General features: G+C 38.2%; 14 protein-coding genes. 10 read left to right on the top strand and 4 right to left on the bottom strand.

What is annotated here, in order from left to right; genetic code table 11:
• The 7 genes from BUC16_RS15000 to pafA form a co-directional block, all read left to right on the top strand.
• A partial coding sequence (locus BUC16_RS15000; RefSeq protein ID WP_141226175.1) for an MBG domain-containing protein occupies nucleotides 1-1,698 on the top strand: 1,698 nt, incomplete at its 5' end.
• Between the two features lie 241 nt (nucleotides 1,699-1,939).
• Complete coding sequence (locus BUC16_RS15005; RefSeq protein ID WP_244534375.1) at nucleotides 1,940-2,650, top strand: toxin-antitoxin system YwqK family antitoxin; 711 nt, start codon at nucleotides 1,940-1,942, stop codon at nucleotides 2,648-2,650.
• A gap of 161 nt (nucleotides 2,651-2,811) precedes the next feature.
• On the top strand, nucleotides 2,812-3,999 hold the full coding sequence (gene mnmA / locus BUC16_RS15010; protein ID WP_073371631.1) for a tRNA 2-thiouridine(34) synthase MnmA: 1,188 nt from the start codon (nucleotides 2,812-2,814) through the stop codon (nucleotides 3,997-3,999).
• Nucleotides 4,000-4,025: 26 nt separating this feature from the next.
• Nucleotides 4,026-5,651: a S8 family peptidase gene (locus tag BUC16_RS15015; RefSeq protein ID WP_073371632.1), complete on the top strand. Its 1,626-nt coding sequence runs from the start codon at nucleotides 4,026-4,028 to the stop codon at nucleotides 5,649-5,651.
• Between the two features lie 15 nt (nucleotides 5,652-5,666).
• Nucleotides 5,667-6,611, top strand: coding sequence for an NAD(P)H-dependent flavin oxidoreductase (locus BUC16_RS15020; protein WP_073371633.1), 945 nt, complete (start codon nucleotides 5,667-5,669; stop codon nucleotides 6,609-6,611).
• A 45-nt stretch (nucleotides 6,612-6,656) separates the two neighbouring features.
• Nucleotides 6,657-7,073: a hypothetical protein gene (locus tag BUC16_RS15025; protein WP_073371634.1), complete on the top strand. Its 417-nt coding sequence runs from the start codon at nucleotides 6,657-6,659 to the stop codon at nucleotides 7,071-7,073.
• Between the two features lie 86 nt (nucleotides 7,074-7,159).
• Nucleotides 7,160-8,776 (top strand): alkaline phosphatase PafA, encoded by a 1,617-nt coding sequence (gene pafA, locus BUC16_RS15030; RefSeq protein ID WP_073371635.1) that lies wholly within the window; start codon nucleotides 7,160-7,162, stop codon nucleotides 8,774-8,776.
• A gap of 116 nt (nucleotides 8,777-8,892) precedes the next feature.
• Here pafA and BUC16_RS15035 read toward each other — a convergent pair whose 3' ends face one another.
• The 4 genes from BUC16_RS15035 to gltB form a co-directional block, all read right to left on the bottom strand.
• Nucleotides 8,893-9,621 carry a hypothetical protein gene (locus BUC16_RS15035; RefSeq protein WP_141226176.1) on the bottom strand — a complete coding sequence of 243 codons (729 nt, stop codon included), beginning with the start codon at nucleotides 9,619-9,621 and terminating at the stop codon, nucleotides 8,893-8,895.
• Nucleotides 9,622-9,835: 214 nt separating this feature from the next.
• Nucleotides 9,836-11,053 carry a diaminopimelate decarboxylase gene (gene lysA / locus BUC16_RS15040; RefSeq protein ID WP_073371637.1) on the bottom strand — a complete coding sequence of 406 codons (1,218 nt, stop codon included), beginning with the start codon at nucleotides 11,051-11,053 and terminating at the stop codon, nucleotides 9,836-9,838.
• A gap of 179 nt (nucleotides 11,054-11,232) precedes the next feature.
• A complete protein-coding gene (locus tag BUC16_RS15045; RefSeq protein ID WP_073371638.1) occupies nucleotides 11,233-12,687 on the bottom strand; it encodes a glutamate synthase subunit beta in 1,455 nt (484 codons plus the stop codon).
• Nucleotides 12,688-12,689: 2 nt separating this feature from the next.
• Nucleotides 12,690-17,204, bottom strand: coding sequence for a glutamate synthase large subunit (gltB, locus tag BUC16_RS15050; RefSeq protein WP_502493347.1), 4,515 nt, complete (start codon nucleotides 17,202-17,204; stop codon nucleotides 12,690-12,692).
• Between the two features lie 431 nt (nucleotides 17,205-17,635).
• On the opposite strand from gltB, the gene sucC reads away from it, so the two are divergent.
• The 3 genes from sucC to BUC16_RS15065 all read left to right on the top strand — a co-directional run bounded on the left by sucC (nucleotide 17,636) and on the right by BUC16_RS15065 (nucleotide 21,262).
• Complete coding sequence (gene sucC, locus BUC16_RS15055; RefSeq protein WP_073371639.1) at nucleotides 17,636-18,829, top strand: ADP-forming succinate--CoA ligase subunit beta; 1,194 nt, start codon at nucleotides 17,636-17,638, stop codon at nucleotides 18,827-18,829.
• 346 nt (nucleotides 18,830-19,175) lie between these two features.
• Nucleotides 19,176-19,514: a hypothetical protein gene (locus BUC16_RS15060; RefSeq protein WP_141226177.1), complete on the top strand. Its 339-nt coding sequence runs from the start codon at nucleotides 19,176-19,178 to the stop codon at nucleotides 19,512-19,514.
• A gap of 182 nt (nucleotides 19,515-19,696) precedes the next feature.
• Nucleotides 19,697-21,262 carry a protein adenylyltransferase SelO gene (locus BUC16_RS15065; RefSeq protein WP_073371641.1) on the top strand — a complete coding sequence of 522 codons (1,566 nt, stop codon included), beginning with the start codon at nucleotides 19,697-19,699 and terminating at the stop codon, nucleotides 21,260-21,262.
• Nucleotides 21,263-21,329: the final 67 nt, after the last annotated feature.

Genomic DNA, 21,329 nt, shown 5'->3' on the forward strand with positions numbered 1-21,329 from the left:
GCAACAGATCCAACCTTGACTTATACCATTACAGGATTTGTAAATGGTGATGATGAAGCTGATTTAGACACGCCAGTGAGCATTGCAAGAGCAGCAGGAGAAGATGTTGGTAATTATACCATCACCCCATCTGGAGCAGTAGATGCAAACTATACCATCAGTTTCCCAACAGCGCAATTTGGAATTACCAAAGCCGCATTGACTGTTACAGCTAATGCAGGACAAACAAAAGTATATGGAGCAACAGATCCAACCTTGACTTTTACCATTACAGGATTTGTAAATGGTGATGATGAAGCTGATTTAGACACGCCAGTGAGCATTGCAAGAGCAGCGGGAGAAGATGTTGGTAATTATACCATCACCCCATCTGGAGCAGTAGATGCAAACTATACCATCAGTTTCCCAACAGCACAATTTGCAATTACCAAAGCCGCATTGACTGTTACAGCAGCTGATAAATCCAAATACTGTGGTCAGCCTAATCCACAATTAACTTTTACATACAGCGGATGGGTGAATGGAGTAGAAGCAATTGATACACCACCAGTAATCAGTACAACAGTTAATGTGACAACAACTGCAGCAAACTACCTTGATTCAATTACTTTATCAGGAGGTTTAGATAATAATTACAGCTTTAATCTTGTAGCTGGTACATTTACTGTTTATGGTGTTTCTATCGATGCAAGTGCCAGTAGCGCTCCAGTAGCATTAGGTTCACCAATAACTTTAAGTGCAACGGTTACGTCATCAGAATCTGGTGATCTTTCGGGAATACCTGTTGTATTTACGCTTGATAATGGGAATGGCACACCTATAATTTATCCTACAGTATTAACCAACAGCAATGGCTTAGCAACCTATTCACTTGGCGGTCTTGCAGTTGAAGTATATAAGATTACAGCTGTAGCAGGTTCGGGTTGTGCTACATCAACTGCATATCTTGCCGTTTACGATCCAAGTGGTGGCTTCGTAACAGGTGGTGGATGGATTAATTCTCCTGCAGGCGCTTATACAGCTAACCCAGCTCTTACAGGAAAAGCCAACTTTGGTTTTAATGCCAAATACAAAAAAGGAAGTACTCAAGTGGATGGAAATACAGAGTTTCAATTTCATACAGGAAATCTAAATTTCTCCAGTAGCAGCCACGATGCTATGTCATTGGTAATAGCTGGTGCGCAAGCAATATATAAAGGAAAAGGAACGATAAACGGAATTTCTGGATACAGTTTTATGGTATCCGGCATTGATGGTGACAAGAAATCTACCGTTGTTCAGGACAAATTTAGAATTAAAATATGGAATGCATTCGGTACAGTATATGACAACCAAATAGGAGCTGCAGATAATGCAGATGCAATAACAGCACTTGGTGGTGGTTCAATTGTAATTCACGAAGTGAAGAAAAACAATGCCAAAACGGCTGAAGTTGTTGAAAAAGTTTCAGAGCAGGTTCCTTTCAATGTTATTGCCTATCCAAATCCTGCCAAATACCAATTCACGTTGGTTGTGGAAGGCGGCAGCAAAGAAAAAATTGAGGTGGTGTTGTACGATGTTTTGGGTAGAACGGTGAAAAAAATCGAAAGCACCGACGGTCAACCAATTGTTTTCGGAGAAGAATTGCCGGCAGGATCCTATTTCACGATAGTCAATCAAGGTGCCAACAAAAAAACAATAAGATTGATTAAACAATAAGCATTTATTAAAATATTTTAATCAAAGCCAGCCCGATTAACGGGCTGGCTTTTTTTAGCATAAAAAGTTTTGAAATGATAAACAAAAGTTTTTTGATCTTTACGGAGGATGTCAAAATGAGGTTATAAAGCTTTCTTAAATCTAATGGCTAATGAAACAAGATGTTGTTATAAAATGTACTTTTGCCCAAGCAAACAGTATTAATTAATTGTCCGTTAAATGGATAAATATCATGATTAAAATGAAGTTTAGTTTTTTTAAAATAGTGTTGTTTTTCTTTTTTTGCCAAACCCTGTTGTCGCAAACCGATTACAATAAATTAGACGAAAAAGGCAAGAAGCACGGACTTTGGAAAGGTTTTTATCAAGATACCAAAAACCCAAAATACGAAGGAACTTTTGAACACGGTAAAGAAGTAGGGGTTTTTACCTTCTTTGATAATGCCAAAACAAAAAGAGTCATTGCTACCCGGGAATTTAATGCCACAGACAATTCAGCTTACACGATTATGTACGATCAACTCAAGAATAAAGTGAGTGAAGGCAAGGTCGTGAACAAGTTGTCTGAAGGGCCGTGGACTTATTACCATAAAGCGTCAAAAGCAATAATGGCTACCGAAAATTACAGCAAAGGCAAGCTGGAGGGTTTGCGTTCCGTTTTTTATCCAAACGGAAAAATTGCAGAAGAAACGATGTATAAAAACGACCTGAAAAACGGTACTTATAAAAAATATGCAGAAAACGGAATCATCATCGAAGAATCCAATTACAAGAACAACGAATATGATGGTTTGGCTACTTTCAGGAATCCTGATGACGGAACAATTGTTTCCACGGGGAAATTCGTCAATGGCAAGAAATCGGGAATTTGGCAGTTTTTCCAAAAAGGAAAATTGGTCAAAGAAGAGAATATGAGTTTTCCCCAAACTAAGCCAAAAGCCAAAAAGAATTAGTCCCACTTCCCATCTTTGGGAACTTCAATTTCAAAATCATTAAAAAAAAATTGGACGTTTGTGGTAAAATTTCACAACAAAAGGTTAATCCTATATTATCCGCCAATCCTGTCGTAAATCTTTGTAACTTTGCAGCCTTGTAAAATTATAATTATTTCAAAATGAAACGTGTAGTTGTTGGGCTTTCAGGTGGTGTAGATTCGAGTGTTGCGGCTTATTTATTGCAGCAGCAAGGTTACGAAGTCATAGGTCTTTTTATGAAAAATTGGCACGACGACTCGGTAACCATTTCTAACGAATGTCCGTGGCTCGAAGACAGTAACGATGCTTTATTGGTTGCCGAAAAATTGGGCATACCTTTCCAAACGGTAGATTTAAGCGAAGAATACAAAGAGAAAATCGTTGATTATATGTTCAACGAATATGAAAAAGGGCGAACTCCAAATCCTGACGTGCTTTGTAATCGCGAAATAAAATTCGATGTTTTCATGAAAATCGCTTTAAGTCTTGGAGCCGATTATGTGGCAACAGGTCATTATTGCCGAAAAGGAGAAACTGAAGTCAACGGCGAAAAAGTCTATCAACTTTTGGCTGGAGCCGACAACAACAAAGACCAATCTTATTTCCTGTGTCAATTATCCCAAGAACAATTGGCGAAATCCTTGTTTCCAATTGGTGAATTGACAAAACCTGAAGTGCGCGAAATAGCTGCCGAAATGGATTTGGTTACCGCCGAAAAGAAAGATTCACAAGGATTGTGTTTCATTGGAAAAGTGAGATTACCGGAGTTTTTACAACAAAAATTACAACCCAAAGACGGATTGATTTTTCAAATTGACAAAGATTATCCTGTTTATAATTCAGAAAAGCCAATAAATCTTTCTGTTGAAGAAGCCTTGGCTTTTGATGCAAAAAAAATAGACTACACTCCAGAAATGGGAAAAGTTGTGGGCAAACATCAAGGCGCACATTATTTCACGACAGGACAACGAAAAGGACTTAATGTCGGCGGAACAACCGATCCTTTGTTTATCATTGCAACTAATGTGGAAACCAATTCTATTTATACTGGTTTAACGAGTCAACATCCGGGATTGTTCAGAAAAGCCTTGTTTGTCGAAAAATCAGAAGTGCATTGGATTCGCACGGATTTGGCTCTAGCCAATGGCGAAACGATGGAAGTGATGGCACGAATTCGTTACCGTCAACCTTTGCAAAAAGCGACTTTACACCAATTCGAAAACGGAATGTACGTGGCTTTTGAAGAACCACAATCAGCCATAACAGAAGGACAATTCGTAGCTTGGTATTTAGACGATGAATTAGTGGGTTCGGGAGTAATTGCTTAAATTAGTCTTTCATTTCCAAAAAAAATATGAAAAAATTATATCTTTTCCTGTTTTTAGTTTCCAGTTTTGTTGGCTTTTCTCAAGAAGATGCCTGGGTATATTTTAAAGATAAACCAGATGCGGCAACTTATTTGGCCAATCCCTTGACGATGCTTTCACAAAGAGCTTTGGACAGAAGAACCAATCAAGGCATTCCCTTGGACAGTAAAGATGTTCCCATTTACCAACCTTATATCGACCAAGTTATTGCATCAGCAGGAATTACCGTGAAAGCTAAATCCAAATGGTTCAATTGTGTCCACGTTCGTGGTTTGCAAGCCAATATTACGGCACTTACATCATTGTATTTTGTGGAAAAAGTTGAATTCGCCAATCGATCAATCAACGTGAATAAAATCAGTGCACCAAAACAGGGTAAAAACAAGCCTGTAAACAAAACCTTGCAGACGACAACAACTTTTAATTACGGCAATTCTGCCAATCAAATTCAAATGTTGAATGGGCATTTGTTGCACCAATCCAATTATACGGGTTCCGGAAAAATAATTGCCGTAATGGATGGCGGATTTCTTGGCGTGGATACCGCTCCGACCTTTGCCAGGTTAAGAACCAACAACCAGATTCTTGGAGGGTACAATTATGTCGATAAAAGCACTAATTTTTACACGGGAGCTACTCATGGAACCTCGGTGCTTTCCTTGATGGGAGGTTATGTTGACAACGCTCTTGTGGGAACTGCTCCAGATGCTTCCTATTATTTATTCATCACGGAAGATGGTGCTTCTGAAAATCCGGTTGAAGAATCAAATTGGGTCGAAGCCGCCGAAGAAGCCGATAGGTTGGGGGTTGATATTATTACGACTTCATTGGGTTATACCACATTTGACAATTCGAATTATAATTTGACTTACACCGACATGAATGGCGTTACCGCTTTCATTTCGAAAGGCGTTGATGTGGCTTTCAGTCGTGGAATGGTTTGTGTAGTTTCGGCAGGAAATGAAGGAAACCTGGCTTGGCATTATGTTTCGGCACCGGCAGATGCCTTAAATGCATTGACAATTGGTGCGGTAAAAGCGGACGAAACTTATGCTACGTTTAGTTCACAAGGACCAACTTATGATGGAAGGGTAAAGCCCGATGTCACGGCTCAAGGCCAAAATCCGTATGTTTCCGATGTTTCGGGAAATATTATCAATACTGGAAGTGGAACTTCATATTCAGGTCCCATTGTTGCGGGAATGGTAGCTTGTTTGTGGCAAGCTTTGCCTACAAAAACGAATCAACAAATCAAGCAATTAATTGTACAATCGGCAGATAGATATACAGCACCAACCGTACAATATGGTTATGGAATTCCCGATTTTAGTTTGGCTTTGGTCAATGGAAATGCATTATCGGTTGCTGATTATTCAAAAAGTGATTTTATCGTTTATCCAAACCCCGCCACTGATTCCATTTCGGTTACTTTGTCCGAAGGATTCAACACGGGGAATGCCGTCTTTTATACTGTTTTGGGACAAAAAGTCTTGGAAGAAAAAATAACAAAACAATCTTCCGTCATTTCGATTAAATCCTTGAGCAAAGGAACTTATTTGTATAAAATAGAATCGAATGGTTTTGCCAAAAGTGGAAAAATTATAAAAGAGTAACATTTAAACGCTTCAATGAACAAAATCACCCAACTTTTCAAAATCAAATACCCCATTATTCAAGCTGGAATGGTTTGGAATTCTGGTTATAAATTGGCAAGTGCGGTAAGCAATGCCGGTGGTTTGGGATTGATTGGATCGGGTTCGATGTATCCCGAAGTTTTGCGGGAACACATTCAGAAATGTAAAAAAGCTACCGATAAACCTTTTGGGGTAAATGTCCCGATGTTGTATCCCTACATCGAGGAAATCATCAACATTATTGTCGAAGAAGGCGTGAAAATAGTTTTCACTTCGGCTGGAAATCCAAAAACCTGGACTTCTTTTTTGAAGGAAAAAGGAATAACGGTAGTTCACGTGGTGAGCAGTTCCGCTTTTGCCTTGAAAGCGCAAGTGGCCGGAGTCGATGCCGTGGTTGCCGAAGGTTTTGAAGCCGGAGGACACAACGGAAGAGAAGAAACCACGACTTTTACCTTGATTCCGATGGTGAAAGAAAAAATCAAGATTCCGCTGATTGCCGCTGGCGGAATTGCAACCGGTCGAGGAATGCTGGCCGCCATGGCTCTTGGAGCAGATGGCGTGCAAGTGGGAAGTCGTTTTGCCGCATCGGTGGAATCATCGGCGCACGAAAATTTCAAAAACAAAATTATCGAAACCAAGGAAGGGGAGACGCAGCTCACCTTGAAAGAATTGGCTCCCGTTCGATTAATCAAGAATAAATTTTACCAAGACGTTCAGCAATTGTATTCAAAATGTCCAACGAAAGAAGAGTTGGCGGCACTTTTGGGCAGGGCAAGAGCAAAGCACGGTATGTTTGAAGGTGATTTGGACGAAGGCGAACTCGAAATTGGGCAAATTTCGGGATTGATTCACGACATTAAACCAGCTGCGGACATTATTTTGGAAATGATTGCAGACTTTGAACAAGCTAGAAAAGAAGTCGATAAATTTGATTTCTAGTTTCAAATTTTATTACTTTTGAAGACCTACTAATTTTATACTTAAATGGCGAAAATAAAAACAATTATTGTTCTGGCTTTTTTTGCAATGGGATTGCAACAATCTTATGGTCAAACCTATCGATTCACGACTTCTGGTCTTAGCGTCATGCATAAAGACCAAAAAGGCAAATGGGGCAAATGGTCCGACTTGGATTTAGTCAATATTTTAGTGGCATTGGATACGGATAAAAGCCGAATTGTTGTTTATTCCGAAGTGATTCAATTGTTCGAAATAATTGATTATGTTCCCTTGACAGAAAATGAAACAGACAGTGTTTACTCTTTTACCTGCAAGGACAATAATGGAGACGATTGCACGCTTTCGATTATTACGAGGAAGAAGCAGGACAATCGGAAACAGCTTTACATCAATTATGACAACCGGATTATTGTCTATAATATTTCCAATTACAAATCATAAATAGGTTTAATTTATACCTGTAAAAGGTTCTCACAATCCAGTTTTTTACCATCGAATATGTATTTTGTCTCTATAAAAAGTGTACTATGAAAAAGTTGTTTTTATTGTTGTCGTTTTTCGTGATTGTGGGTATTCAAGCCCAAGAACGTCCTAAATTAGTGGTCGGAATTGTGGTTGATCAAATGAAAATGGAGTATTTATATCGTTTCTCGGATGATTTTTCTCCCAATGGTTTCAAGCGATTAATGGGCAAGGGCTATACGTTCCAGAATATGCATTACAATTATATGCCGACTTATACTGCACCAGGACACGCTTCGATTTATACTGGAACCACACCGGCAACCCACGGAATTGTGAGCAATGAATGGTTTAGCAGAACTTTGAAAAAAGAAATGTATTGCACGGATGATGCTTCCGTAAAAACGATTGGCGACGGCACAAAAGGGGAAGGCGAAATGTCTCCAAAAAACCTGCTCAGTACCACCATTACAGACGAATTGCGATTGGCGACCAACTTCAAGGGAAAAGTTATTGGAATGAGTTTGAAAGACAGGGGAGCTATTCTGCCGGCAGGACATTTTGCCAACTGGGCTTTTTGGTACAGCAAAACAGGGTCTTTTATTTCCAGCACTTTTTATGGCGAGAAATTACCGGATTGGGTAACGGAATTCAACCAAGAAAAAAGATATATGCCTTATATTACCAAGGGTTGGGATTTGTTGAAACCTATTGCCGCCTACAACGAAAGTATGGAAGACGACAATCCTTATGAAGGAAAATTATACGACAGTAAAGCACCAGTTTTCCCATACAATCTAAAAGATATGTATGACAAAAATGATGCTGGAGTGATTCGAGTAACTCCTTTCGGAAATGATTTTTTGGCTGAATTTGCCAAGAGAGCCATCGAAAAAGAGGAATTAGGAAAAGATGATGTTACTGATTTTTTGACAGTTAGTTTTTCCTCTACAGATTATGTGGGGCACATTCTTGGGCCACGTTCGATGGAACTGCAAGACACTTATTTGCGACTAGATCAAACTATTGCCGATTTGTTGACTTATTTGGACAAAACTGTAGGCAAAGACAATTATTTGCTTTTCTTGACCGCAGACCATGCAGGTGCAGAAAACGGTAGTTACCTAAAAGACCATAAATACAATGTTACCAACCTGGAAGGAAAGGAAATTAGAAAAGATTTAAAAAAGTTTTCTGTTGATACTTTTGGAGAAGATTTGGTCTTGAATTATTCCAGTTGGAATTTGTTCTTCAATAAAGAAATTATCAAAGCCAAAGGTTTGGAATTGGCAAAAGTAAAACAATCCTTCAAGGACTATTTGATGACGCAAAAACAGATAAAAAGAGTCTATACCGAAGAAGAAATTCTAGCCTCCACAGGGAATGATTATTACCTGAATTTCATTGCAAAAGGGTATGACGTCACGCAAAACGGGGATTTGATTGTTCTGGATAAACCGGGTTATATTCAACACGGAACAACTGGAACAACTCACGGTACTACTTACACTTATGATACACACGTGCCCTTGTTGTTCTACGGATGGAACGTTAAACACGGAGAATCGTTCAACAAAAAAGTAATTACCCAAATTGCCCCAACGATTGCCCAAAAAATTAAAATCAGCTTTCCAAACGGAACGGAAGCCAATGTCTTGGAAGAGGTTTTGGGGGAGAAATAATATTTTAATACTTTTCTTTTCTGTTATTTCAGGATGGAACAAATCAAAAAGAAATCCCATTTCATTTTTAATTGAAATGGGATTTTTTTATGGATTCCGAAATATCGGAGCTGGGCTTATTTTACGACAACAGCATCTTCGATGAGAACATCGTATTTATAACCTGAGCCTAAATCTTTATTTAAAACAACTTTGCCTTTTAGGGAAACTATTTCATCCACTTTCAACTTGGCCAAAGAAGTAATCGTGATGTCGTTAAATCCGTTAAAACTTGTTCCGTCTTGTAAATGAATCCAGTTTTTCGACATGATGTCTGGCATAAACTTTACCACTTTACCTGTTAAAATAACGGTTTTACCAGCTAATTTATCTCTAGTTGAAAACAAATCAAATAGGGAGATTCCACCTTTGGCCAAAGTAATTCCTTTTGCCAACTCGGTGACAGGCGCTATTTTTTTAGGATCTATGACAGTTTCAGTTACTGCAGCAGGAGGGTTTGGATCTGTTAATCCTTCAACAAAGAAAACTGAATCAAAAGTTCTTTTTAAATCTTTGCTTTCAAATTTTTTCATCTCCATTCCGCCTTCATAGGTATAGGTTTTTCCTATTTCTACTTCTGTTAACGGAACAGCTATCCAATATTCTTTTTCTCCTTCGGTTACCAAAAGATAGGTGTAGGCTTTTGCATTTAAAACTTCTTTGACAGTGATTTCATGGAAATTTGAATCTGCATCTAAATTTTCCACTGCCGTTGCAACTTCAGGCTTTTCATTATTAGGTTTGCATTGAACCAAAACCAACAATGCCACTATACTTGCCACACTCCAAATTGTTATTTTTTTCATTTTTTTATATTTAATTGTTCGATGTGAAATTAACCAAATTAAAAGCTGTTCAATATGATAAAACTCATGTTTTAAAAGAGAATTCATTTAGCTGATAAAATCGACATTCTCATTTTAAAGAAACTGGATTCCCTAACTATGAAGTAAATCTAATATAATTTAATCTCAAAAAAAAATCCCATTTCAATTTTGTTGAAATGGGATTCGTTATTTATTATGCTGTTGCTATTACTGGCAACGGGATTTGATTTTTAAGTAAATCCTCGAAAGTTTCCTGGGTTCGTATCAAATGACCTTCTCCGTTTAACCACAATACTTCGGCTGGTTTGTAGCGAGAATTGTAGTTGGATGACATCGAGAAGCAATAAGCTCCGGCATTTCTGAAACTCAAAATATCACCTTCGTTGATTTCGGATATTCTACGGTTGTTGGCGAAAGTATCTGTTTCGCAAATGTACCCCACAACGGAGTAGAAACGCTCTTTTCCTTTTGGGTTGGAGATGTTTTCGATATGATGTTGCGAGCCGTAAAACATTGGTCGAATCAAGTGGTTGAAACCACTGTCGATTCCAGCAAAAACAGTTGAAGTAGTTTGTTTTACCACATTTACTTTGGCCAAGAAATAACCAGCTTCACTTACCAAGAATTTTCCAGGTTCAAAAATCAAGGTCAAATCTTTCCCATATTCTTTACAGAAAGCATTGAATCTTTTGGATAATTTTTTTCCTAATTCTTCAATATCGGTTTCAACATCGTCTTTTTTGTAAGGCACTTTGAAACCACTTCCGAAATCTAAAAACTCTAAATTTTTGAAACTTTTGGCTGCGTCAAACAAGATTTCTGCCGCATACAAGAATACTTCAATATCCAATATATCAGAACCCGTGTGCATGTGGATTCCAACGATATTCATTTTTGTGTTCTCGACAATGCGAACCAAATGTGGCAATTGATGAACTGAAATGCCAAATTTACTGTCGATATGACCTACAGAAATGTTGGCGTTTCCACCAGCCATCACGTGTGGGTTTAGGCGGATGCAAACAGGAACGTTTGGATGTTTTGTTCCAAATTGTTCCAATATCGACAAATTGTCAATGTTGATTTGAACTCCCAAAGCCGATACTTCTTCGATTTCTTCCAAAGAAACACCGTTTGGCGTAAAAAAGATTTGATCAGGAGAATATCCTGCATGAAGTGCGAGTTGAACTTCTTGAATCGAAACAGCGTCGATACATGAACCCATTTCTCTCAACAATTGAAGAATGGCAATGTTGGACAACGCCTTCATGGCATAATTGATGCGCAATTTCTCTACTTTAGAAAAAGCACTTGTTAATCTTTTATATTGTGATTGAATTTTTGCCGCATCATAGACGTATAATGGACTTCCAAATTGTTCTGCTAATTGTACTAATTCTTTTGCTTGCATTGTGATACATTTTTGGCAAATTTATTATTCTTTATTGATACACACAAGTAATAATTGAAAACAAACAAAATATAACAAATTGTTTGAAAAACGAAATTTCATTTCTTTTTCTTGGTTTTTTAAAACAAAAAAAGACCTTGAAAATGAATCAAGGTCTTTTAAAAAATAGTTGTTTGTTATTATACAGTTGGCAAATCACCACCTTCTTTGGTTGGTAAATTGGTTGATCCCATTAAATATAAATCAACTTCTCTTGCAGCCTCGCGACCTTCGGAGATAGCCCAAACGATTAACGATTGTCCTCTTCTCATGTCACCAGCAGTGAAGATGTTGGGAACATTGGTTTGATAATTTGTAGCTTTATAGTTGCTTCTGAAATCCGTTTCTAACCCTAATTGGCTGCTCAATGTTTTTTCAGGACCTGTGAAACCTAAGGCCAACAAGGCTAAATCACAAGGCCAAGTTTTTTCGGATCCTGCCACTTCAATTAATTCAGGACGTTGTCCAGGAACCAATTTCCATTCTACATTAACTGTTTTCAGGGCGATTAATTTACCATTGGCATCTTTTACGAATTCTTTGGTGTTGATCAACCAGTTTCTTTCCACTCCTTCTTTGTGAGAAGAAGAAGTTTTCAGTTGTAGTGGCCAATAAGGCCAAGGAGTTGTTTCGCTTCTTCCTACTGGAGGTTTTGGCATAATCTCAAAGTTGGTCACTGATTTGGCACCATGACGGTTTGAAGTTCCCACACAGTCAGAACCGGTGTCACCACCACCAATCACGATAACATCTTTTCCGGTAGCCAATACTTGGTTTTCTACTTTTTGACCGAATACCACTTTGGTTTGCTGTGTCAAGAAATCCATTGCTTGAACCACTCCATCAGCATCGGCTCCTGGAGTTGGCAAGCCTCTTCTTTCTGTTGCTCCACCGCAAAGCACGATAGAATCAAAAGCTTTCAAGTCATTGATATCGTAGTTTACACCAACGTTGGTATTTACTTTAAACGTGATACCTTCGGCTTCCAAAATAGCTACACGACGGTCAATAATTCCTTTTTCCAATTTGAAGTTAGGAATTCCGTAACGCAACAATCCTCCAACAGCATCGTCTCTTTCGAATACGGTAACCAAGTGTCCTGCTCTGTTCAATTGTTGTGCTGCAGCCAACCCTGCTGGGCCAGAACCTACAACGGCAACTGTTTTTCCAGTTCTTGTTTTTGGAGGTTGTGGTTTGATCCATCCTTCTGCGAAGGCGCGTTCAACGATATTTTTTTCTATGTTTTCAATTGAGATTGGCTCTGCAATAATTCCCAATACACATGCTTTTTCGCAAGGAGCTGGGCATAAACGTCCCGTGAATTCAGGGAAATTATTGGTTGAATGTAGTATCCAAGAGGCTTTTTGCCATTCACCTTGGTGTACCATATGATTGAAATCTGGAATTAAATTTCCTAGAGGGCATCCACTATGACAAAAAGGAATTCCACAATCCATGCAACGAGATCCTTGTTTTGTAATTTCAGCATCACTCAAAGGAACCGTAAATTCATTATAATGTCCTACACGCTCTTTTACCGCAGTGTATGATTCATCTTGTCTTTCGAATTCTTTAAAACCTGTTACTTTTCCCATTATTATGCTGTTAATTCTTCTACCATTTGTTCTTCTGTTTCCAGACGTTTTAACGCTTTTTTGTACTCTATAGGCATTACTTTCACAAATTTGTTCAAGCTAGTTGACCAATCTGCCAATAATTCTTTTCCTTTTGTACTTTTTGTGTAGCGTACGTGTTTTTCAATCAATGCTTTCAATTCTTCAGCTTCTTCTGCTTCTATTGTTTCAAATGCAATTGATTCGGTATTACACAATCCGTTTGTGAATTTGTTTTCAGGATCGTAGATGTAAGCAATACCTCCACTCATACCAGCAGCAAAGTTTCTTCCAGTTTTACCCAAAACAATTACTTTACCACCTGTCATGTATTCGCAGCCGTGGTCTCCAACTCCTTCCACAACTGCTGTTGCACCAGAATTACGAACGGCAAAACGTTCTCCCGCAATACCATTTATGTAGGCTTCTCCTTCAATTGCTCCAAACAAACAAACGTTTCCAACGATAATATTGTTTTCGGCAATGAATGTCGCTTTTGCAGGTTTCTTGATGATTAATTTAGCACCAGAAAGTCCTTTTCCTAAATAGTCATTGGTGTTTCCTTCAACCGTGAATGTCAATCCGTGAGCACTGAACGCACCCAAACTTTGACCGGCAGAACCTTTGAAGTTGATGTTTAAAGTGTCTTCCGGTAAACCAAGGTATCCGTATATTTTTGAAATTTCATTACTTACAATAGCTCCAACAGAACGGTCGGTGTTTTTGATAGGGTAATTCAAAGTCATTTTTTCTTTTCTGTACAACGCACGATGTGAATCTTTCAAGATTTGGAAATCAAGTACATTGTCTAAACCATGATCTTGTTTTTCAGTGTTCCTAACAATTCTTTCGCTATATCCGTCTGGAGTGTGCAAGATGGATGACAAGTCTAAACCTTTTGCTTTATAATGCGTGATGGCTTTGTTGGAATTAATTTTGTGAGTTTGTCCCACCATTTCCTCTAAAGTTCTGAAACCTAATTGAGCCATAATACCTCTTAATTCTTCTGCAACATAATAGAAGAAATTGATAACGTGTTCAGGTGTTCCTTTGAAGTTTTTACGCAATTCTTTGTCTTGGGTTGCTATACCAACTGGACAGGTATTCAAGTGACATTTACGCATCATGATACAACCAGAAGCTACAAGTGGGGCAGTGGCAAAACCAAATTCTTCAGCTCCCAATAAAGCAGCGATAGCCACGTCACGACCTGTTTTTAATTGTCCGTCACATTCCACTACGATTCTGCTTCTTAGGTTGTTTAAAACCAAGGTTTGTTGTGCTTCGGCCAATCCAAGTTCCCAAGGAAGACCGGCGTGTTTCAATGATGTCAGAGGAGAGGCTCCAGTTCCACCATCATAACCTGCGATTAACACAACGTCTGCTTTTGCTTTGGCAACACCTGCTGCAATTGTTCCAACACCTACTTCGGAAACCAATTTCACGTTGATGCGAGCTTCTCTGTTGGCATTTTTTAAGTCGAAAATTAATTGTGCCAAATCTTCGATAGAATAAATATCATGGTGTGGCGGTGGCGAAATCAATCCAACATAAGGAGTTGAGTTACGAGCCGATGCAATCCAAGGCAATACTTTTTCCCCTGGCAACTGTCCGCCTTCTCCAGGTTTTGCACCCTGGGCCATTTTGATTTGAATTTCTTTTGCACTGGACAAGTAGTGTGAAGTTACCCCAAAACGTCCAGAAGCTACTTGCTTGATGGCCGAGTTGCGACTGTCTCCATTCATGTCTGGTTGAAAACGTTTTCTGTCTTCTCCACCTTCTCCAGAATTGGATTTACCACCAATACGGTTCATGGCGATAGCTAAATTCTCGTGTGCTTCTCTAGAGATGGATCCATAAGACATGGCTCCTGTTTTGAAACGTTTCACGATTTCAGTCCAAGGTTCTACTTCATCCAATGGGATCGGATTCAAGTTGTCAAATTCGAATAAACCACGAATAGTCATTAAATTTTGAGCCTGATCGTTTACTGCTCTAGAATATTCATCATAGCTGGTTTGGTCGCTCAAACGTACAGCTTGTTGTAATTTGGCAATCGTGGTTGGGTTGAACATATGTCTTTCCCCATTACGTCTCCATCTGTACTCACCACCTATATTTAATCCCAATCGGTTTGGAATTAAATTGTCTGGATAAGCATATTTGTATCTTTCGTTAATTTCTTTTTCGATTTCATACAATCCAATACCTTGAATTCTTGAAGCTGTATACGGGAAATATTTTTCAACAAATTTAGAGTTGAAACCAACAATTTCGAAAATTTGGGAACCTCTGTACGAGTGTAATGTAGAGATTCCGATTTTGTTCATGATTTTCAAAATTCCTGAACCAATTGCCTTGTTGAAATTATACACGGCTTTTTCTTCGTCTATCCCCGTGATAAAGCCTTCTCTTACTTGAACACGGATGATTTCGTTTACCATGTAAGGATTGATGGCACTTGCACCATATCCAAACAAAGTGGCGAAATGATGTGGTTCACGTGGTTCGGCAGATTCGATGATGATATCAAAATAAGAACGCTTGCGCAAACGGTTCATTTGGTGGTTAACATAAGAACAAGCCAACAAAGATGGGATAGGAGCAAACTCCTTGTTCACGCCTCTATCAGACAAGATGATAATGTTGGTGCCTCTTTCTATTGCTTTCGTGATTTGAACAATAATGGCATCCAAGGCATCTTCCAATCCGTTCAATCCTTTTGCTTTAGGATATAATATTTGGAAAGTCTCCGCTTTGAAATGGTCTATCGAAATGTTTCTTATTTTTTCTAAATCCCTGTTGGAAATAACCGGATTTTGAATTCTTAATTTTCTGCATTGTTTGCTGGAAATATCAAAAATGTTTCGGTCTTGACCCAATGCCAAACTGATGTCTGTAACAATTTCTTCACGAATTCCATCCAAAGGTGGATTGGTAACTTGGGCGAATAATTGTTTGAAATAGTTGGAAATTAATTGTGGTCTATCAGACAATACGGCAAGAGGCGTGTCTGTTCCCATGGAACCTAAAGCTTCTTTTCCAGTCTGTGCCATAGGAGTAATCATGTCTTGAATATCCTCTAATGTATAGTTGAAAAGACGTTCTCTTGTAGGTAAGTCGATAGTTTCTATTGGACAAACTTCAGAAGTGAAAGGTACATCTCTTAAGTGCAGTCTGTATTCTTTCAACCATTCTTGGTATGGTCTTTCAGAAACGATTTTACTTTTAATTTCCTCGTCATTAATGATGCGTCCTTCGTTCATGTCAACCAAGAACATTTTTCCTGGTTCCAATCTACCGTGACTTTCCACGTCTTCCGGATCAATTTCCACAACACCAATTTCTGATGCCATAATTAATTTTCCGCTTTTGGTTACGGTATATCTAGAAGGTCTTAAACCATTACGATCCAATAAAGCTCCCACATAATCCCCATCAGAAAACGGAACCGAAGCAGGGCCATCCCATGGCTCCATAATACAAGCATTGTACTCGTAGAATGCTTTTCTTTCGGCAGACATGGTTTTGTGCTTTTCCCATGCTTCTGGAATCATCATCATCATTACTTCCGGCAATGATCTTCCTGTGTGCATCAACAATTCAACCACCATGTCCATGGAAGCCGAATCCGATTTTCCAGGAATAATGATTGGGAATAATTTCTCGATTTGCGGTCCGAAAACCTCGCTTTTCATGATTTCTTCACGAACACGCATTCTACTCACGTTACCACGCAAAGTATTGATTTCTCCATTTTGACAGATGTATCTAAATGGTTGAGCCAAATCCCATGAAGGCATTGTATTGGTAGAGAAACGTTGGTGAACCAATGCTAAACGCGTTACCAAATCGGTTTGTTGCAAGTCGGTATAATATGGTCCGATATCTTCGGGCATAATAATACCTTTATATATTAAGGTAGTGGTCGAGAAACTCGGAATGTAAAAGTACGAGCTTTCAGATATTTTAGAATTGATAATGGTATGCTCCGTAATTTTACGGGCAGCATATAATTTAGCTTTGAAGGTAGCATCATCAATTGGTTCACTTTTTCCAACGAAAATTTGATCAATTTTTGGTTCTGATGCTGCTGCAATTGGACCCAATTGGGTAGAATCCACAGGAACTTCTCTCCATCCTAAAATGGTTAATCCTTGGTTCTTGATTTCTTTTTCGAATGTATTTTTACAAAAAAGGTATTGATTTTCCGTTTGTGGTAAAAATACCATTCCCACAGCATACTCGCGCGCTTCCGGTAATTTGAAATCGCAAACTCTATTGAAATATTCGTGAGGTATGTCAATTAATAGTCCAGCGCCATCTCCAGTTTTCCCGTCAGAACTCACACCTCCACGATGTTCGAGTTTTACAAGGATTTCTAATGCGTCGTGTATGATTTGATTTGTTTTCTCGCCTTTAAGGTTGCAGATAAACCCAGCCCCACAGTTTTCATGCTCGAATTCTGGCAAATAAAGACCTTGTTCTTTAATTTTCATGCTTATTAATTTTTATGCAAAAATAAAGATTTCATTAAATATAATGAATTGAAAACGTTGCTTACTTTCCATTTTTACAGTAATAATAGAAAAACGTTTAATAATTGATTAATAATTCATTCTTGTACATCGAAATTGATAAATTGATAATTTTTTTTAGGACTCAAAGTATAAATTTGTGTTAAATTAATGTTATTCTTACTTTTATTAGTGTTACTTCAATCATCATATTAGTACAAAAAACTAACATTTTGTGAAAAACCTTCTGGAGTTCGACTGATGGAGCTTAAATCGGCTTAAAACAACTAATTTTTCTTTTATTGTGATTTAGTCTTTTATTCCAGAAAAATATTTTAGAGTTAAGATGAATTTATCTATTTTTGTCGCACACTATTCCAGAAATAAATTAGGAATTTGCCAAATACTTTAATATGGACATACACGAATACCAAGGAAAAGAGATTCTAGCCAGCTATGGCGTAAAAGTGCAACGCGGTTATGTGGCTAACAACCCACAAGAAGCAGTTGCCGCTGCAAAACGATTAACTGCCGAAACTGGGACAGGATGGCATGTTGTAAAAGCCCAAGTTCACGCAGGTGGACGTGGAAAAGGTGGTGGAGTTAAACTTGCCAAGAACCTTCAACAAGTGGAAGAAATTTCACAACAAATAATCGGGATGCAATTGATCACGCCTCAAACATCTGCCGAGGGTAAAAAAGTACATAAAGTTTTGATTGCCGAAGATGTTTATTATCCAGGCGAAAGTGAAACTTCAGAGTTTTATATGTCTGTTTTGTTGAACAGAAGTAAAGGTCGCAACATGATTATGTATTCTACCGAAGGTGGAATGGATATTGAAGAAGTGGCTGAACACACTCCTCACTTAATTTTCACGGAAGAAATTGATCCAACTGTTGGGTTGCAAGGTTTTCAAGCAAGAAGAATTGCTTTTAATCTAGGTCTTTCTGGAAATGCTTTCAAAGAAATGGTTCAGTTTGTGGATGCTTTATACAAAGCTTACATCGGTTCTGACGCTTCGATGTTTGAAATCAATCCAGTATTGAAAACTTCCGACAACAAAATTATTGCTGTTGATGCCAAAGTAAATTTAGACGACAACGCTTTGTTCCGTCATCCAAAATTAGCCGAAATGCGTGACGTTCGTGAGGAAAACCCTATTGAAGTGGAAGCGAAAGAAGCAGGTTTGAACTATGTGGATTTGGACGGAACCGTAGGTTGCATGGTAAACGGAGCCGGACTTGCCATGGCAACGATGGATTTAATTAAATATGCAGGTTTTGAACCGGCAAACTTCTTGGACGTTGGTGGAACTGCCGATGCAAAACGTGTGGAATTAGCGTTCCGCATCATTTTGAAAGATCCAAACGTAAAAGCAATTTTGATCAACATTTTTGGAGGAATCGTTCGTTGTGACCGTGTTGCCCAAGGTGTTGTTGATGCTTACAAAAATATGGGTGACGCTATCACGGTGCCAATCATTGTTCGTTTGCAAGGTACAAATGCAGAGATTGCCAAAGAATTAATTGATAATTCAGGAATGCCGATCTTGTCTGCAGTACAATTTCAAGAAGCTGCCGATCAAGTACAAGCTGCACTTTCTTAATCAAACAAGAAATACTTTTATACTAAAATCCTGAGTGAGAGCTCAGGATTTTTTTGTTGTATAAATAAGATGTTTTCCTGATGTTAACACAGTGTTATAGGGTTAATCAGGTTTCAAATATTAGATTTCTGCATGGTTTCATTGCTTTTTTTGTAGATATGTTAATTTTATTAATCAACATAAATTGATATGCTAATTTTAATTTACTAAAATTATGGATTCAATTTATCAATATTTATAATGCTGTTTATCATTGTGTTAAGTTCTGTTTTGGGGTGGTGTTTTCTTTGGAAAGGATTGTAGTTTTGAATTGTCAAAAAGAACATTTAACTTAAAAATGAATATCATGAAAAAATTAATTTTATCCATTTCGCTAGTATTATTTATGAGCGTTTCATTTGTTTCAGCAAAAGAAACGAGCTCTAAAAAAAATCATGTTAGAGTATCCAAAGAATTATCAAGACTACTTAGCCCAACTTCGGATATCGGAGAATTGGAAGATGAAAAAGTGGTTAAAGTAAAAATTAGAATCAATTCAAATAATGAAATCGTGGTTTTGCAAACCAACTCAACCAATGTGGAGTTAAACAACTACATTAAAAACAATTTAAATTACAAAATGCTTAATTCAACGGAATTAAAGGTAGATCAAGATTATGTTTTTGACGTGAAATTCAAATCCTAAATGATTAGCCAGACATTTTTGTCAGAATCCTGAGTTTTTACTCAGGATTTTTTTTGCGACAGGGTTTGTCGCTTTTTTGTTTTATAGCCAAAATGATTTTACCCATAAAATAAAGTTATCATAAGAATCCAAATTTGTCTTGGGTATGCAATACTTTTACACAAATATAATTCTGCAAAGAGATGAAACTTCACATACAAAATAATTTTACAACCGAATTGCCAGCTGACTCCAGTGAAATCAATATACCGAGACAGGTAGAGCAAGCTTGTTTTTCGTATGTACAGCCAAAACAGCCATCAAATCCGTCTTTGATTCATACTGCTGTGGAGGTGGCCAATTTGTTTGGAATATCCCAAGAAGACATTCTTTCAGCTGATTTTTTGAATACCTTTTCAGGAAATACTGTTTATCCAGGAACTAAACCGTACGCTCTAGCTTATGCCGGACATCAGTTCGGGAATTGGGCAGGGCAATTGGGAGACGGTCGTGCCATCAATCTAACTGAAGTAGTCTATAATGATAAGTCATGCACTTTGCAGTTAAAAGGAGCTGGACCTACACCTTATTCCCGTACCGCAGATGGTTTTGCAGTATTGCGATCTTCCATACGCGAGCATTTGTGTGCAGAAGCCATGCATTATTTGGGTGTCCCGACCACGCGTTCACTTTCGTTGATGCTTTCCGGCGACCAAGTTTTGCGTGACATACTTTACAGCGGAAATCCGGCTTATGAAAAAGGAGCCATCGTCTGCAGGGTGGCAGCATCGTTTATTCGTTTTGGTAATTTTGAATTGTTTGCTTCCAGAAATGACCTTGCCACGCTTCAATCGTTGACGGATTATACCATCAAACATCATTTTCCCGAGATTAAAAGTGAAGGCGTAGAAAAATACCTTGACTTTTTTCAAGCGGTATCACAAACTACTCTGGACATGATTGTTCATTGGCAACGCGTTGGCTTTGTCCATGGTGTCATGAATACCGATAATATGTCGATCCACGGCATAACTATTGATTACGGTCCCTATGGATGGCTGGAAGATTACAATCCAAACTGGACTCCCAATACAACCGATAGGCAACACAAAAGATACCGATTTGGCAATCAACCCGAAATGGCGCTGTGGAATTTATACCAATTGGCCAATGCTTTGTATCCTTTAATCAATGATGCCAAACCACTCGAAGCTGTTTTGAATACTTTTAGTACTGATTATCAAAAGGAATATTTGAATATGATGCGGAATAAACTCGGGTTCAAAATAATGAAAGACGAGGATGCTATTTTAATTGAAAGCCTAATCGAACTCCTTCAATTGGTTGAAACTGACATGACTATTTTCTTTAGAAATTTGGGTAGTATCCAGAAAGAGGATTCAGCTGAAATTGCTTTTGATAAAATTGCAGCCGCTTTTTACGATGAAAAAGCGCTTAATGAATCTATTTTGGATAACTGGCATGCTTGGCTGGGGTACTACAGAGACCGAATCAATCAAGAAACGGTATCGGATGCTGAAAGAAAAGAGCACATGAATGCCGTAAATCCCAAATATGTATTGCGAAATTACATGGCACAATTGTGTATTGATGACGCCGACAAGGGAGATTATTCATTGCTTAATGAACTGTTTGAATTGCTTAAAAAGCCTTATGAAGAGCAACCAGAGAATCAAAAATGGTTTGCCAAAAGACCTGATTGGGCCAGGGATAAAGTAGGCTGTTCCATGTTGAGTTGTAGTTCTTAGCGGTTTTTTGAAATCAAACCTATTAAAAAAGCAGTAGTGAATTTTTATTTACCACTGCTTTTTTGCT

The organism is Flavobacterium fluvii, assembly GCF_900129545.1.
Taxonomy (GTDB): domain Bacteria; phylum Bacteroidota; class Bacteroidia; order Flavobacteriales; family Flavobacteriaceae; genus Flavobacterium; species Flavobacterium fluvii.

Coding starts and splice junctions, on each gene's coding strand:
- BUC16_RS15005 (WP_244534375.1), top strand. CDS start 1,940: ATGAAGTTTAGTTTTTTTAAAATAGTGTTGTTTTTCTTTTTTTGCCAA.
- mnmA (WP_073371631.1), top strand. CDS start 2,812: ATGAAACGTGTAGTTGTTGGGCTTTCAGGTGGTGTAGATTCGAGTGTT.
- BUC16_RS15015 (WP_073371632.1), top strand. CDS start 4,026: ATGAAAAAATTATATCTTTTCCTGTTTTTAGTTTCCAGTTTTGTTGGC.
- BUC16_RS15020 (WP_073371633.1), top strand. CDS start 5,667: ATGAACAAAATCACCCAACTTTTCAAAATCAAATACCCCATTATTCAA.
- BUC16_RS15025 (WP_073371634.1), top strand. CDS start 6,657: ATGGCGAAAATAAAAACAATTATTGTTCTGGCTTTTTTTGCAATGGGA.
- pafA (WP_073371635.1), top strand. CDS start 7,160: ATGAAAAAGTTGTTTTTATTGTTGTCGTTTTTCGTGATTGTGGGTATT.
- BUC16_RS15035 (WP_141226176.1), bottom strand. CDS start 9,621: ATGAAAAAAATAACAATTTGGAGTGTGGCAAGTATAGTGGCATTGTTG.
- lysA (WP_073371637.1), bottom strand. CDS start 11,053: ATGCAAGCAAAAGAATTAGTACAATTAGCAGAACAATTTGGAAGTCCA.
- BUC16_RS15045 (WP_073371638.1), bottom strand. CDS start 12,687: ATGGGAAAAGTAACAGGTTTTAAAGAATTCGAAAGACAAGATGAATCA.
- gltB (WP_502493347.1), bottom strand. CDS start 17,204: ATGAAAATTAAAGAACAAGGTCTTTATTTGCCAGAATTCGAGCATGAA.
- sucC (WP_073371639.1), top strand. CDS start 17,636: ATGGACATACACGAATACCAAGGAAAAGAGATTCTAGCCAGCTATGGC.
- BUC16_RS15060 (WP_141226177.1), top strand. CDS start 19,176: ATGAAAAAATTAATTTTATCCATTTCGCTAGTATTATTTATGAGCGTT.
- BUC16_RS15065 (WP_073371641.1), top strand. CDS start 19,697: ATGAAACTTCACATACAAAATAATTTTACAACCGAATTGCCAGCTGAC.